Consider the following 15,458-nt stretch of genomic DNA (forward strand, 5'->3'; position numbering starts at 1 on the left):
AACTGCAACACGGCGAGCCGACCCGGCACCGCCGTGCAGACCAAACGCCTGCTCATCCGTTGCTCATGGAGTACCCGCGGGGCGGCTTGGGACGGAAGTATTTGCGTAAGACCTCGCCGCTCACGGAGGGCGTGCCATAGTTTTTCGTAATACCCAGGGTCCTTACGCTTCCGTCGGCGAAGAGGAAGTTAGCGGCGTCGTTCTTTCCGTGGCGCCACCGGATGGCCCCTCGAGCGCCCGTCTGTCCGCTGTCGTTGTTGGGTCCGGGATAGATCGGAAATCCATCACCCGTTTTGGGATTAGTGGCATCCGAGCCCGTCAGAACACCCCGGTAGCGGAACATCGGTCGCTTCGGGTTGGCGAGATATTTCGGAAAGCCGGATCCGACGGGCTCATCCAGATCAAAGCACGTGATGTACTGCCTGGAATAAGGCGGATCGACATTCCCAAGCTCGCAGGCGTCAAAGAGAATGATGTTGTCGGGGTATACCCCACTCGGTTTCGCGGGCTTGGTGATCGGCCAATTCCTGTTGTGTCTGGAGTTGGTGCTGATTACCTCGTCGTACTGCCAGGGCATGATCGCGGCGTTGGAGACGAAGTCGCAACCGGCGTAGCGATCGTTGGCGGCGGGGCAGGAGAAGGCTTCCATGAAGCGGGTGATCTTCATCCCATTAGAGGCGGTGATAACGTTGTTTATCGGTGCGCCCTTGCCTCGCATGTATCCGCGCAAGACACTCCACCAGACGTACGTGATCCTGTCGGCATCCGAGTCGCTTCCATCACCAACCTCGCCGCTCGGCCCGCCGCCGAGATCCGACAGCGAGTAGTAAGCAGACCAAGGGTAGGACTGATACTGCGACACGTATCCCGCCATGGCCTGGCCCAACGCCCGCAGCGTTGCGGCGCAGGCGACGGTGTTGGCCTGTCGGCGGGCGGCGGCGATCGTGGGGAGGAGAATCGCCACCAGGATCGCGATGATCCCGATGACCACCAGCAACTCGACCAGCGTGAATGCCGCCTTACGGTGCAAACGCGAGGGGAATGTTCTTCTGCCCACAGCAGCACCTCGAAAGGATGAATCCATTTACCAACGAATAGCTCCAGAGATGAGAGCCATGTTCCAGTTTACCGGGCGCAGGCTTTTTGTTTAACCCTTTTAACATAGTCGCCGCGCCCAGGTTGTCAAGCATATTCTACGGCACCGGCACATGCGTTACGAACCGTATTTACCCAGCTTAATGCCTGAAAGTCATGAACCACACACGATGAATGGATGCCGCGCTCCTGTTTGAGGTTCAACAAACGCCCGGTGGGGCCGGCGAGCATGTTCGCCGCTGATTGCCTGCCGCCAGCAGCGAACATGCTTCGCCGACTATACCCTGAAGCTCAGCTCCTGCACGCCGTGCCGCGGCGCGGCCGCCGGCTCAGCACCGCACCCAGCGCCAGCAGCGACAGCGAGGCAGGCTCGGGAATCACGCCCGACTGAATCGCCCGCAATGCCGCAAGGTACTCGCCGCCAAACATCCGGCTGTGCTCGGCAATGAGTGCTTCAGCGAGCGGACCAGCCTGGTTGACGTACGCATTATCGATCAGGGCATAGTCCGTCGCGTCGATCGTGCCGGAGTAGTCGAAATCTCCGTTGATCCAGCCGCTCAACGTGTTGACGTACCCGTTGTCGATCAGCGAGTAATCTGTCGCGTCGATGCCACCGGACAAATCGGCGTCGCCGAAGTACGTGAACTTGACCAACACTTCGTTGCCGATCAGGGTCTGTCCGGCGAAATCGGTATAAATCGGTCCCGATCCACCGACCTGGGCCAGGTCGTTCAGGACCACGCCCAGTCCGTACAGGAAGCTGCCGGCGGTGGTATTTCGCGCGGCGGCTTCGGAGGAGCCGATGCCCGGCCCGCCCCAGTCGAACGCGCCGCCGTTTTCCAGACCCGTCTTGATAAGCCCTGTCACCGAGCTGGTGATGGTCGCGTCACCGACGCTGATGATCAGGCTGTTGTTGGTCAGGTCGAGCCTGCCTCCGCCGATGACCGCCAGCTTGCCGACGACGCTGGCGCCCGAGGCGGAGTTGGGCGTTGTGCCCGGCGCCACGCGCGCCGTGCCGTAGCGCACCGCCAGCCCGCCGCCCGCCCGGAAGTTGGGCACGATCACCGTGCCCGATCCGCCGGTGGCGATCGACAGCGTCGCGCCCGACAACGAAAGGTTGTTCACCGTCAGCGTGGCTCCGGCGGCGGCGGAAAGCTGGATGTTCTTGTTGGCCAGCAGCGGCGCCGTGATCGTGTGGTTGCCGCTGATGGCGGTGATCCGCGGCTCGCCAAAGGCGTCCATCGTGATCGTGCTGGATCCGGCGATGGTGTAGCTGTACGCGGGATTGTCGAGCTTGAGCATGCCCAGGGTGATCGGCGAGTCGATGGTGATCGTCGCCGCCGACGTGATCATCCGCCCGAACTTCGCGATCTCGCTGACGCCGTTGGGAACGTATCCGAGCATCCAGTTGCCGCCGCTCGAGACGTTTCCGCCGCCGCTGGCGAACCACTCCGGCTCGTTATGGACCTCGAAGGTGCCGTCGGAGTTGTACGTGGTCATCGAGACCTTGCCCGGGGAGAACACGCGCAGCGCCTGATTGCCGGAACTGACGACGTAAAGGTTCCCGGCGGCGTCGAAATCCAGGTCGCGGCCGAAGTTGATCGGATCGAACGTGGGCACATACGTGCGGTTGGGCATGTCGGGGATGCCGTCGATCAGCGGCACGATAAAGACCGTGCCGTCGCCGCGAAGCGTGGCGATCCATTGCCCATCCGGGGACACCGCCACGTCACGCATCGTGCGGAACGGGTCCTGAGTGCCGGTCAGCGCCGGATCCTCGTCGAAGTTCCGCTGGATCGCGTCGGTGCGCGAGCGGTAGAGGCTGGCGCCCGTTGGCGAGAGCACGAACAGCCCGCTCTCGTTGCCGTCGAAGCGGAAGTCGGTGATGTAGAACTTGCCGTCGGGGCCGCGCGTCATGCTCATGGTCTGCGAGACAAAATCGATCTGTCCGTAGCTGCCATTGAGCAAAGTGGGAATGGTGGTGTTGTTGGTGGTCGTGCCGGCGCCGATGTCATATCGCCACAGCCCGTTTCGCTGCGTGGGCGTGACCGGATCGGGAGTCATGTCCTCGTCGATGGTGAACAGCGTCAGGTTTCCCGCGGCGCTGGTGCCCTCGACGTAAACGGCAGCGACCGAGCCGTGGTTCTGGGCGGCGCTGGGCGCAAACGGCGCTGCCCCGCCCGAGCCAGCCAGCAACTGCGAGCCGACCGTCACCGTGTTGTTGGTGCGGTAGACTGTGCCGCTGGTGTCGGACCAGTCGGCGATGTACAGAAAGCCGTCTTTGTCCAGGGCGATACGATAGGGGGATTCGCTGGCGGCAAAGTTCAGCCCGGGGTTCAGCGCCGTGTCGCCCTGGCTGAGCGGATCCGAGCCATCGGCGCCGTTGACGTAGATGCCGTCGGAGACGCTTCGCACCGGCGTGGGGAATCCGCCGGTCGTATTCGTGTTGGCATTGGAGACATACACCCATCCGAAGCTGGCGCCGTTGGCGGGATTGCGGTTGACCGCCACGCCGCGCACCGCATGGAACGAGTTGCGGACGTTGTTGTCATCGCTGATCTGAAGCGCCGGGGCGGTCGGCGTGCCGTCCGACAGGCCGGTGATGCCGCTGGTATTGCCGCTCTGATTGAAGAACCCGGCGGCGGCGGTCCTGGTGACGCGGATGCTGTAGGTGCCGGCGCCGCTGCGCGGCACGGTGTGCGAGCCTACGCCCAGCGCTCCCAGCGACGTCGGGGTTCCGTCGCGGAAGATGACCACGTCATCGGCCGCCTCGTTCAGCGTGAACGTGATGTTCCCGCCCGATTCGCTGACCATCGACGCGTACGGCGCCGCCGATGCACGTTGACCACAGGTCAGACCCACGAGCACAACGGAAGCGGCGCACGCCGCTGCGGATTTGATGCGACGATCCATGAGATGATCTCCCTCTGTCCGGTAGATGGACGAAGCTACTTGACGCTGCTGCCGGCAAGCCGGTCCAGATTCACCCACACACCCAGTGGTAACTTGTCGCGCGGGATCGTTCCGGTGGTCGATCCCCCGAAATAGTCTTCTTCGCAAAGGAAATAGTCATTGTACGGCGTAGGGCTGCCGAAGGCGCCATCTTCCTGGATCGAGCGCCATCGACGCCACACGTCCTGCTCCGTCCACGCCGGCGCCGCGGGGATCGGTTTGGTTACCCAGCGGGTCAGGTCCACCCACTGCGCCGAGCCGTTGGCGTACAGGACGTTCACGCCGGTCTTGTGCGTGCGGCGGACAAACTCGCTGCTGGTCAGCAAGTCGCTGAGCATCGCCTTGTTCTTCAGCTTCGAGAGGCGGGGCATCGCGAACACCAGCTTGCTCAGATGTGTGCTGTTGGCTGTCCAGTTGGTCCCCAGGTAGGGGATCCAGTTGGCAATGTGGGAGTTGCCCGCCGTCACGTACTGCTCGCTGTAGCCCTCGTCGAAGTTCCCCGCCGGCCAGTTGGCGATCGGGCGGGTCATGTAGCTGATACGGGTATGTCCCAGCCCCTTGGTCTTGAACCGCGGATGGTCCGGCCACTTGTCGAACGGCGGCCAGGGGTTCTGCGGCGTGTCGAAGCTGAACATCGGGTCGTCCATCGAGGGACAGTAAAACGCCTTGGGGTTGGGCGTGAGGCGGTCGATGGCCAGCAGCCCGAGCATCGACACCTTCGTGCCATTGTTGTTGTTCCAGTTGACGAAGTAGTTGAAGTTATTCTGGTCCATGTACCCGATGGGGATCGCGTCCCTGTATCGGGCGGCGTAGATGCGCAGGGCGTTGCTCAGCTCGCGGATGTTGCTGAGGCACTGTGTTCGCCGGGCCAGCTCGCGCGTCTTGCTGAGCGTGGGCAGGAGAATGCCGATCAGGACTGCGATGATGCCGATGACCACGAGCAGTTCGACCAGGGAAAACGCTCGAAGACCTGGACGAGCGCGACGATGCATGCCAAAGCCTCTCCTTTCGTTCTCGACGCCTTGGCGCGGGAAATGGGCGACTGGCGCCACCGCGATGCTGGGGTTCGAGAACCGGACTTGCACGCGTTAGACCTGCGATTGGCCAGCGTCAACTTATATAACTTGGCCCCCGCCGAGGCAAGTAAATTATGCTCAAACAAACAAAAGTATCCGCGGTCTTCTGAAGTTCCTGTGGTCGTCTTGTGTCCGACGGGTGGCGGGGCGGCGGCCTCGTCGCAAGGACCATCCCGCCCACGCGACCACTCCTGCCGCCGCCGGCTCGGGAATCACCCCCGACTGAATCGCCCGAAGCGCCGCCAGGTATTCACCACCGAACATTCGAGCGTGCTCCGCAATGAGTGCGTCAGCCAGCGGACCAGCCTGATTGACGTACGCATTATCAATCAACGCATAGTCTGTCGCGTCGATGTTGCCGGAATAGTCAAAGTCTCCATTGATCCAGCCGGTCAGGGCGTTCACATACCCATTGTCGATCAGGCTGTAGTCGGTGGCATCGATGCTGCCGGAAAGATCGGCGTCGCCGAAGTAGGTGAACTTCACCAGAATCTCGTTGCCGCTGAGCGTTCGGCCGCCGAAGTCGCTGTAGATCGGCCCGCTGCCGCCGACCTGAGCCAGATCGTTCAGCACGACGCCCAGTCCGTACAGGAAGCTGCCCGCCGTCGTATTCTGCTGCATCGCTTTGGTCGAGCCGATCCCATTTCCGCCCCAGTCGAACGCGCCGCCGTTTTCGAGCGCTGTCTTGAGCTGGTTGGTGATCGTGGCCAGCGACCCGGTTCGCACAACCAGGTCGTTGTCGTTCAGGTCGAGCCTGGCGGTCCAGGCGGCGTTTGCGCCGGCGATCGTGAGCGTACCGACGTCGCTGACGCCCGCGTTGCCACCGTTGTCCGCCACCCGCACCGATCCGCCATGGATCGTCAGCGAAGCCGTCGTGCGAACGTTGGCCACTTCCAGCATGCCGCTGCCTTGCTTGAAGATCGGGAAGTTGTTCGTTGTCAGCTCCCCGCTCAGAGTCAGCGCGCTGCTGGCCTGCACGACGTCTGCGGTGAACGGGCGGCTGAGCACGATCGGTGCGTTGATGCTGTGGCTGCCGCTTCGCACGACGATCGAGCCGTGGATGCCGCTGGTCAGCGAGTTGAAGCTGATCGTCCCGCCGGCCAGGGTGTAGCGGTTGGCGTTGTCGAAGACGATGGAGCGGACGGTCTTGCCGCCGGGCTCGATGTTGATGGTGCTGGGGGCGGTGATGGAGGCGCCGAAATCCGCGGTGGCTTCGATGCCATCGGGCACGCCGACCGTCCAGTTGCCCGGCTCCGCCGCCGCCCAGTTGCCGCTGCCGCTGAGGTTCCACGTTGGCCGAACCTGTGTGACCTGCTCCAGCACGACATTGTCGAAGACGCCGAAGTTGGCATCGACGCCGGTGACGTCATCCAGAGCCGCGGTCGTGTTGTTGAAATCATCGTATCCCAGCAACAGATGTCCCGAGGAGACGGTGTTGTCGGAACGGGCCGCGATCAGCGCGCCGTTGATGCGATAATAAACGATCCCATCGACGTAGCTGATCTCGACGGTGACCCAGTGTTTGCCGATGCTGCCGGGCGTCTCCCAGCCGGCGCCGTCATTGAACGGAAACAGCGTCTGGTAGTAGACGTTTCGGCCGTTATCGCGGCCGAAGGTTCCATCGACCTGGGCGACGTAGCCGGCCTCGTCGATGGTCAGCGGCGGGGTCGTGCCGCTGTAGCGGGTGTTGTTGCGGTAGACGCGGTAGTCGGCGCCGTTGCCGCGCTCGCCGTTGACCGCCATCGCATAACCGCGTTTAGTGGGGAAGGGTCCGGGTCCGACGACCGGCCCGCCGATTCCACCGCCTTCCTGGTTGATTCCGGCGACGAACCACTCGGTGGATCCTCCGCCACCTTCGAAGCCTCCGTTGTAGTTCATCCACAGGTCGAAGCTCAGCTTCTGATCTCCCGAAGGCAACACGCCGCCAGCGTACTGGGCCAGCTTGGGATACAGGTTGATGATCGCAGTTCCGCCAGAGGAGTTGTTCACATCCAGCCGCAGTCCGATGGTGCTTCCGCCGGTCGATCGCGGCGCCGGGGGGATGGTCGCGGTGACGGCGCTGCCGAAGGCGTCGGTGTAGCGGTAGGTATACGTGCCGTAATTAAACGCGAAGTCGTGCGCCACATCGCCCGCCGCCGTGCCCATGCCGAACGTTGGCGGGGTGGTCTGGTTGTCGACGGAGTAGACATCGTAGCGCGACGCGGAGGTGCCGGCGTCAAAGTCGTCGGAAAAGAGCACGGTCTGCGCCGATCCGATCGCCGGCGCCACGATGATCATCGCGCCCGCCGCCGCTACAGACCTGGCCAGTCCCGTCGTCCGCGCACGATGCCGCCCACCGCTGGTTCGTCGATGTGCCATGGTCTTTTCTCCCTGTCGGTCTGGTCGTGATTTGAGCGCCACTCACAGCCTGTCGAACGCCCCCCACACGCCGCGCGCCGGCACGACAGGCCGGCCGGTCTGTACCACCACATCCAGCAGCATGATGTTGTTGTACCCCGTGTTGAACGCCGCCAGATCCGTCGGACCCTCGCGAAGTGCCAGAAACTCCTTGGGAAAATCGCTCAGATTCACCCATTTCACCCCGCCGTGGCCGTACATCACATTCACGCCGGTCTTGTGGCGAGTCCTGATGCTGGCCGGGTTGATCGTGATGTCCGCCACCAGCGCCAGGCTCTTGATCTTCGCCAGCTTGGGCATCTCGGCAGGCTTGCCTGTGACATCCTCGATCCGATAGCCGGGGGGAATGCTGGGCTGAGGGATCCAGTTGACGATCGGCCGGGTGCCGTAGCCCAGCCGGGTATCTCGCGTGCCGCTGCTGGCGCCGACGACAAACGGCCAGGGGTTGTTCTCGGGCTGGAAAATCCACTGGTCGTGCCGCTCGGCGGGGCAGAAGAAAGTCTGCGGCGGCTTGACCAGATTCGCCTCATGCAGCAATCCCAGCAGGATCACCACCGAGCCGCTGCTGCGGCTGTAGTTGGCCAGGTAGTTCCACATCTTTTGCCCATTGATGTACCCGACGGGCACGTAGCCGCGCTTGTTTTTCAGGGAGTATTCGACGATGGCGGTTCCGAGCTGGCGAAGGTTGCTGGCACAGGCGGTGCGCGCCGCGGCCTCGCGCGCCTTGCTCAGTGTCGGCAAGAGGATGCCGATCAGGACCGCGACGATCCCGATCACCACCAGCAGCTCGACCAGCGTGAACGCGCCGATGCCTGCACTTCGAGCGCACACGAGAGGGCGAGTTTGCGGGCCATTGAGGGAATGCATCGGACGACTCCGGAATGTGCGAAGTGCTATGGAACGATTCGCCGCACGAACTGAATCGCCGCATTATCCGAATGCCGCCGCAGAACTGCAACTATAATTATACAATTAAACACAAGAGTAGTTTGTCTTCTGCCGGTCGCGCGTGCATCATATCCCGCCAAGCCCATGTTGATCGCCATCCTCAGCGACACGCACGACCGCCTGCCCGCCACCGTCGCGGCCTTGGAGCTGCTGCGCCAGCGCAACCCCGATTTCTATATTCACTGTGGCGACGTGGGATCCGAGCGGATCATCGATCAGTTCGTCGGGCTTCCCGCGGCGCTGGTCTGGGGCAACACCGACTGGGACCGTCGGCGGCTGACCCGCTACGCCGAACAGCTCGGCGTTCGCGTGCTTGCCGAGCCTCTCGGCCAGCTTGAACTCGACGGCAAGCACTTCGCCATTACTCACGGTGATGATCCCCGGCTGATTCGCCAGGTTTTGGAGCGTCAACAGCACGACTATCTGCTCATGGGCCATTCACACGTGCGGTCCGATCGACGCCAGGGTCGAGTCCATATCATCAACCCGGGCGCGCTGCACCGCGCCGCCGAGAAGACTGTGGCGATCCTCGACACGGATCGGGATGAGGTCGAGTTTCTGCCCGTGATCGCGTGACAGGCGGGTTCCTCTCCTCTGCGAGGCTGTGACCCCCACGCATGCCCCGCAAACAAGGCCAATTGACGGGTGAGCGACGACGCCCTCTTCCGCCTTCTACTGTCTGCCTTCATCCTTGCCATTCACAGTGATAAGATACCCATGGCCATGGAAGAGCCCGGCGACAACTCCGTCACCATACGCAGCTTTCGGCGATCCGACGGGCCGGCGTGCAGGAAGCTTTATTCCGAGGGACTTCTGGGCGGCAAACTCGCCGAGAACGACACCGGCGCGGACATCGACGACATCGAGGCGGCGTACTTGCGCAGCCCCGGCAACCACTTCTGGGTGGCGGTGGATCAGCAGGGGCAGGTCGTCGGAATGATCGGCGTGCAGCACCACGAGCAGGGCAAGGCGGAGATTCGTCGCCTGCGGGTCCGCGAGGACCTTCGCCACCGCCGCGAGATCGGCACCCGGCTGCTCGAAACCGCCCTGCGCTTCTGCCAGGAACAGCATTATCTCAAGGTCACGCTGGACACGTTCATCGAGCGAGAATCGGCCATCAAACTATTCGAAAAGTTTCACTTCCGACTCGACCGCGCCAGGAGCGTCAGCGGAAAGGACCTGCTGTATTTCTATCTGGACCTTTACGGAGCGGAGAAACGAAAAGGATGACCGCAGGCACACGATCGCGGCGTCCAGCCCACCATGGAGCCTGAACTGGAACGCAAGCTCTACTTCGACGGCATCGAGCTGTTCAATGCCCACGAGTTCTTCGAAGCCCACGAAGTCTGGGAAGACATCTGGCACGAAGCGCGCGGGATTAAACACGAGTTCTATCAGGGCCTGATTCAATGTGCCGTGGCGCTGGAACACTATCGCCGGTCCAATCCCCGCGGCGTATTGAGCCTGTTCGACAGCTACCGCAGTAAATTCCGGCGCGTGCCGCCGGTCTTCATGGGGCTGGACGTGAAGTGTTTCCTGGAGCAGATGCACGCGGTGCTTCGCCCGGTGCTGGAGGCCCGTCCCACGCCTCAGCGGGGGCAGATCGAGTTGGACTACGCCAACGTTCCCCGAATCCAACTGCTGTACGATCCGTTCACTACCGGCGAGGCGCGCAAATACGATCATCCCCAATAAACGCGTGCTCTGCGGCAGCCATTCGCATTACGGACGGGCATTCTGTGCGCGCCGAATTCCCACGCCGGCTCAAAGGCGGCTCCGTGCCGGCCCTGCGACCACAGCTTCCCTGGGTGACTACTTGTTCCAGAACTTCCCGCCGTACTGCGCCTGATCGCCGAGTTGTTCCTCGATCCGCAGAAGCTGGTTGTACTTGGCGACCCGGTCGCTGCGCGCCGGGGCGCCGGTCTTGATCTGCCCGCAATTGGTGGCCACGGCGATATCAGCGATGGTGGCGTCCTCGGTTTCGCCACTGCGATGGCTGATCACCACGCCGTAGCCGTTGCGCATCGCCAGATTCACCGCGCCCAGCGTTTCGCTGAGCGTGCCGATCTGGTTCACCTTCACCAGGATCGCGTTGGCGACGCCGGTCTTGATCCCCTTTTCAAGGAATTTGACGTTGGTGACGAACACATCGTCGCCGACGAGCTGGATTTTGCCTCCCAGCCGTTCGGTCAGCTTCTTCCAGCCGTCCCAGTCGTTTTCCGCGCAGCCGTCCTCGATGCTGCGGATGGGATACTTCTCGCACCACCTGGCCCAGTAGTCGATCAGCTCCTCGGCCTTGAGAACCCGGTCGGGATTGGACTTGAAGAACCGGTAGCCCTTTTTCTCCTTGTCCCACATTTCGCTGGTGGCCGGGTCCAAAGCGATGAAGACCTGCTTTCCGGCCTTATAGCCGGCTTTGTCGATCGCCTCCATGATGACCTTCAGCGCGTCCTCGTTGTCCTTCAGGTTCGGCGCAAAACCTCCTTCGTCGCCGACCGCGGTGCTCATCTTGTTTTCGTGCAGGACCTTCTTGAGCGCGTGATAGATCTCCACCCCGGCGCGCAGGGCGGCGCTGAAGCTGTCGAAGCCCCAGGGCTGGATCATGAACTCCTGGAAATCGACGTTGTTGTCGGCGTGCTTGCCGCCGTTGAGGATGTTCATCATCGGCACGGGCAGGGTCTTGGCGCCCGGCCCGCCGAGGTACCGGTACAGGGGCAGCGAGCAGGCCTCGGCGGCGGCCTTGGCGACCGCCAGCGACACGCCCAGGATCGCATTGGCGCCCAGCTTCGACTTGTTGGGCGTGCCGTCGAGCTCGATCATCAGGTTGTCGATGGCTTCCTGATCGCGTGGGTCCAGACCGATGAGTTCGGGCGCGATCTTGGTGTTGACGTTATCGACGGCCTTGGTCACGGACTTGCCCAGGTACTGCTTCTTGTCGCCGTCGCGCAGTTCGACCGCCTCGTGCTCGCCGGTGGAAGCGCCGCTGGGAACCGCGGCACGTCCGACGGTGCCGTCTTCGAGGATCACGTCCACTTCGACGGTCGGATTGCCACGCGAATCGAGAATCTGTCGGCCCTGGATGAACTCGATGTTGATGCTCATGGTGGTGTTCCTGGATTCCTGAGTTTGAGCGCCTCATGATCGCGTCAGCACGACGCGGCATCATGTGCGGATGCGGGACAGCGACAGACAGCGCCTGCCGCACCGGCGAAGAACTCTCGCCGTGGCGGCAGTCTATGCGCGCGAGAGTTGGTGTCAAATGCGCCGCTGGCGGACACCTGGCGCACCAGCACGGTGGCGACAACACGAAAGCAGCCTGTAAATCACCCTCGTGGCGATTGCTGTGCTGCATGAAGCCTGCCGCGCGGTCCATGCCTAATCGATCAGATCGACGATCGCCGCGTCCACTTCGAGGCTGACGGCCTGCCCCAGCGCCGACACCTGAAGGATCAGGCGGTGCGGCTTGCTGCGATCTTCGATGATCCCCCGCACCCCTCGCAGCGGGCCGCAGCGGATCTCCACGGCCTGACCTTTGACCAGGTACGGGTACGGATCCAGCGGCCTTTCCGAAGCCAGTACCCGCGCCAGGCTTTGCAACTCCTGATCGAGGCGCGCCTGATCGACGACGGGAATGATCTGAGCCACGCGCTTGGTTCGATCTGCCCAGTAGGCGTCGTCGAGCGATCCGCGGAGAAACAGATATCCCGGAAAAAGCGGAACCTCCACGTCGAATTGCTGATTGCAGTAAAACCGCCGCGTGCGCACCAGCGGCAGAAAGTAACCGATCCCCCGTGCGCGCAATCCGTTAGCCAGGATCTTTTCCTGTCGGCTGCGGGTGCGGAGGACAAACCAGTCTCCGCAATCGGCCGACGGCAATCCCGGCACGATGGCGAACGCAGGCGTCGGGGCTGAAATAATCCGATCGCCCTGTGCCAGCATGTACCCACTCCTTATTGAGAAAGGCCCCCGCACAAGATGGATGTGTGTCTACCCGAGAGCGGATGTCCGAGCGGCTCACCCCAGGCAACAGACGCCGCCGCCCGCGAGCAATTCCCCATCGAGATCCTGTGCGGTCAATGGGTCAACGTCACCCCATCGAGACTCCAGACCACATCGGAACCGTCAAATGCAGGCGATTCCCCACGTCTCAGCCCCCCGTGAACACCCCCGAAGGGGCCAAGCACACGAGCAGCCCTGCATTATTCAACAAAGCCGATGAGCATGTCAAAGAAAAAATACTGCAGCACGAAGTACGAACCGCGTGAACAGCCTGAAACAGTTTTTGACACACGAGTCGCCCGGGCGTAGGCTCTGGACCAGTAGCCCGGCCCATCGCCATCACCGCGGCTCCCGGTTCTTACTACACGCAAAAGTGATGACCTTTGCGCTGGGCGCCGGCTTTTCTGCGTTTAATTTCTCAACGAGCGGGGGATGGTGTCCATGTTGAGGCTCCTGATGCCGTCCCGAGTGCGTGTCAAGATCGACCTGGCCAGGCTCAAGGCACATCTGTCGCGCGAGGAAGGCAGACCGCTGGGCGATGAGCAAGTCCTCCAGTGGCTGCATGACGCGGGCTTCATTTCCAGCGGCGAGGGATACTGGATCGTCGCCGAATCAGACCTGGGACATCTGGACCCCTCAGAAGTTTTGGAGATCGCGCGACTTGCGGAGGGGAATTGAGCTGCCATGCGGCGCGTATCACCAATGCTGGCGCAGATTGTTTGCTTTTTCGAGTCGGATTTTTCTTGAAAGTGGTGGCGGTGGTCGGCTATCTATTATGACGGTGGACGCACGCAGCGTCCGGGGTGCCGTGAGCGATGACGCGCGGGGGATGATCCGAATGCGTCAACGCTGTGCACATCCGCAACTGGGGTTTCCGTTGAACTGCCTGGAGGGGAGATCAGCTCCGGGGGTTATGGGCGGAGCCCGCCCATAGCCGGCACATTCTGTTCAGGGTGGGGCAATCCACTCAACTGCTGTGCATCGTAGAGACTGGGCCATCCCGCTTGGCCGGGCTGAGCACTTTGCGCCGCGGGCAGTGCCTGCTCGTGCAATGAGCGCGCCCGCTTCCTGTCCGGCAGCCGAAGCCGCGCCGCCATCGCCGCGCGTCAGCCACGCTCGCCGCGAGCCGTCCGCTCGTGCCACCGCATCAATCGCTGAACCGATTTCGCTGACTGCCGTGATCATACTCGCAGGCTCGGTGCGGCCAGCGGGGCTGCTGGCGGCAGTGAAACGGCCGGTGCTCCAGTTGCCGCTCTCCCAGCACACGACGGTGCTTCAGCAGTGGATCCATCGCGCCGCGGAGTTCCGCCGACGCCATCCACATGTGCCCGTCCGCCTGCTCTTGGATTCAAACAGTCCGCAGCACAACCAGAACGACGCAATGATGCCGCCGAACTGTGGTCCGAGTCTGATTCTTGAACGTGATCCCAAGCCCTATCGCGGGACCGGCGGGCTGCTTCGCGACCTGGCCGAAGCGTGTGATTTCAGGGGATGGTTCCTGGTGCTCAATGCAGCCCAGCGGCTGTCAGTCCCACTGGAACGAATTCACACGCATCTGAGCGGCGTTGCTGGCGAGGTAAGACTCGCGACCGATGAAGCCGGCGTGGTGGATGGCGCCATGCTCGTCAATTGCGACGTGCTGCGCAAGGTTCCCTGCATCGGCTACTGCGACTTTAAGGAACAGGTGCTTGCGACATTGTCGCAACAGGGCTACAGCGTCGGCGTGGCACGAATGCCCCGACATTGCGGATTGCCCATCCGATCACGCGAGCAATACCTGCGCGCGGTGGCGGCGGAGCAGGCATGCCGGGCAATGGATCCCGAATCGCCGCCTGATCCGACAGAGCACAACGGCGACGATGCGTCCGGTGAGCCGTGGCGGGCCAGATTCGCCCTGATCGAAAAAGGCGCCTGCATCGATCCATCGGCGATCGTGCACGACTCGGTGATTCTGGCCGGCGCGAAAGTGGCACGCCGCTCGGCGGTCATTCGTTCTGTCGTCTGTCCCGGCGCGGCCGTTTCCACCGGCACCATCGTTCAGGATGCGCTGGTGAGCTGACCGATGAGGGCACAACCCCGCATTTTTATTCAGTTCGACTGATGCGACGCACATCCCAAACCATCCAAAGGTGGCGCGCCACGGACGTGCTGGCCGCCGTTGCGATGCTGGCCATCGCCGTCGCGGTCACCTCCGGCGCCTGGCAGGACCTGATCCTGATCGCGATCCGCGACGAGGAGGCCAGCCACATCTTTCTGGTGCCCATCGCCGCGGCGTGGATCGCCTGGATGCGCCGCGAGGCGCTGCTGCGATGCCAGCCTCGGGGACACATGCTCGGGGCGGTGCTGATCGCGATTGGCTGGTTCCTCTGGACGGTCGGTTACCACCAGGACATTCAGTGCTTCTGGCACGGCGGGGCGGTGGTGATGGCAGTAGGCGCGGCGATTTCAGTTCTGGGCGCGGAGGTGCTGCGGCGAGCGTGGCCAGCGTTTGTCGTGCTGGTCTTCCTCGTGCCGGTGCCGGGAATGCTTCGACAGTCGATCTCTCAGCCATTGCAGACGATGACCGCCCACGCGACACAGTCGGTCGCCGAGATCATCGGCCTTCAGGTCGATCGCTGGGGCAATGGGCTGGTGGTCAACGGCAGGGAAGTGACCGTCGCCGAAGCATGCAACGGCATGCGGATGGTCTTTGCTTTGTTTCTGGTGTCGTATCTGTTTGCGTTCATCACGCCGTTGCGGCCATACGTGCGGCTGCTGGTGCTGGCCGCCTGTCCCATCACCGCCGTGTGTTGCAATGTGATTCGCCTGGTCCCCACGGTCTGGCTGTACGGACACCTCAGCGCCGAGGCGGCCGGAAGATTCCACGACATCAGCGGCTGGGCCATGGTTGTCGTGGGATTCCTGATTCTGGGTGGAATCGTCAAGGTGCTGAAGTGGGCGATGCTGCCGGTGATGCATTACTCGCTGGCCACGTCGGCCTGATCCGGCCAG

General features: G+C 62.7%; 13 protein-coding genes. 6 read left to right on the forward strand and 7 right to left on the reverse strand.

The features are described 5' to 3' along the window. Positions 1-52 precede the first annotated feature (52 nt). The 5 genes from ACQS5P_RS16955 to ACQS5P_RS16975 form a co-directional block, all read right to left on the reverse strand. Positions 53-1,057, reverse strand: coding sequence for a type II secretion system protein (locus ACQS5P_RS16955; RefSeq protein ID WP_428937804.1), 1,005 nt, complete (start codon positions 1,055-1,057; stop codon positions 53-55). Positions 1,058-1,386: 329 nt separating this feature from the next. Next, the gene (locus ACQS5P_RS16960) at positions 1,387-4,008 is read right to left on the reverse strand and encodes a hypothetical protein (RefSeq protein WP_428937805.1); all 2,622 of its coding nucleotides are present in this window, start codon (positions 4,006-4,008) and stop codon (positions 1,387-1,389) included. Positions 4,009-4,043: 35 nt separating this feature from the next. Then, the gene (locus ACQS5P_RS16965) at positions 4,044-5,039 is read right to left on the reverse strand and encodes a type II secretion system protein (protein ID WP_428937806.1); all 996 of its coding nucleotides are present in this window, start codon (positions 5,037-5,039) and stop codon (positions 4,044-4,046) included. Positions 5,040-5,201: 162 nt separating this feature from the next. Beyond that, a complete protein-coding gene (locus ACQS5P_RS16970) occupies positions 5,202-7,481 on the reverse strand; it encodes a hypothetical protein (protein ID WP_428937807.1) in 2,280 nt (759 codons plus the stop codon). Positions 7,482-7,523: 42 nt separating this feature from the next. Beyond that, on the reverse strand, positions 7,524-8,351 hold the full coding sequence (locus ACQS5P_RS16975; protein WP_428937808.1) for a DUF1559 domain-containing protein: 828 nt from the start codon (positions 8,349-8,351) through the stop codon (positions 7,524-7,526). Between the two features lie 201 nt (positions 8,352-8,552). On the opposite strand from ACQS5P_RS16975, the gene ACQS5P_RS16980 reads away from it, so the two are divergent. The 3 genes from ACQS5P_RS16980 to ACQS5P_RS16990 all read left to right on the forward strand — a co-directional run bounded on the left by ACQS5P_RS16980 (position 8,553) and on the right by ACQS5P_RS16990 (position 10,163). Next, positions 8,553-9,044 (forward strand): metallophosphoesterase family protein, encoded by a 492-nt coding sequence (locus tag ACQS5P_RS16980; protein ID WP_428937809.1) that lies wholly within the window; start codon positions 8,553-8,555, stop codon positions 9,042-9,044. Between the two features lie 141 nt (positions 9,045-9,185). Next, the gene (locus ACQS5P_RS16985; RefSeq protein ID WP_428937810.1) at positions 9,186-9,698 is read left to right on the forward strand and encodes a GNAT family N-acetyltransferase; all 513 of its coding nucleotides are present in this window, start codon (positions 9,186-9,188) and stop codon (positions 9,696-9,698) included. Between the two features lie 33 nt (positions 9,699-9,731). Next, on the forward strand, positions 9,732-10,163 hold the full coding sequence (locus tag ACQS5P_RS16990; protein WP_428937811.1) for a DUF309 domain-containing protein: 432 nt from the start codon (positions 9,732-9,734) through the stop codon (positions 10,161-10,163). 117 nt (positions 10,164-10,280) lie between these two features. On the opposite strand, the gene eno is transcribed toward ACQS5P_RS16990, so the two are convergent. Then, positions 10,281-11,570: a phosphopyruvate hydratase gene (eno, locus tag ACQS5P_RS16995; protein WP_428937812.1), complete on the reverse strand. Its 1,290-nt coding sequence runs from the start codon at positions 11,568-11,570 to the stop codon at positions 10,281-10,283. 273 nt (positions 11,571-11,843) lie between these two features. Then, positions 11,844-12,407: a transcription termination/antitermination protein NusG gene (gene nusG / locus ACQS5P_RS17000; RefSeq protein ID WP_428937813.1), complete on the reverse strand. Its 564-nt coding sequence runs from the start codon at positions 12,405-12,407 to the stop codon at positions 11,844-11,846. 516 nt (positions 12,408-12,923) lie between these two features. Here nusG and ACQS5P_RS17005 point away from each other — a divergent pair. The 3 genes from ACQS5P_RS17005 to ACQS5P_RS17015 all read left to right on the forward strand — a co-directional run bounded on the left by ACQS5P_RS17005 (position 12,924) and on the right by ACQS5P_RS17015 (position 15,449). Next, on the forward strand, positions 12,924-13,145 hold the full coding sequence (locus tag ACQS5P_RS17005; protein ID WP_428937814.1) for a hypothetical protein: 222 nt from the start codon (positions 12,924-12,926) through the stop codon (positions 13,143-13,145). 499 nt (positions 13,146-13,644) lie between these two features. Next, positions 13,645-14,526, forward strand: coding sequence for a hypothetical protein (locus tag ACQS5P_RS17010; protein WP_428937815.1), 882 nt, complete (start codon positions 13,645-13,647; stop codon positions 14,524-14,526). A 41-nt stretch (positions 14,527-14,567) separates the two neighbouring features. Continuing rightward, positions 14,568-15,449, forward strand: a complete 882-nt coding sequence (locus ACQS5P_RS17015; RefSeq protein WP_428937816.1) for an exosortase/archaeosortase family protein — start codon at positions 14,568-14,570, stop codon at positions 15,447-15,449. Positions 15,450-15,458 lie beyond the last annotated feature (9 nt).

The organism is Fontivita pretiosa, assembly GCF_050410795.1.
GTDB lineage: Bacteria > Planctomycetota > Phycisphaerae > Tepidisphaerales > Tepidisphaeraceae > Fontivita > Fontivita pretiosa.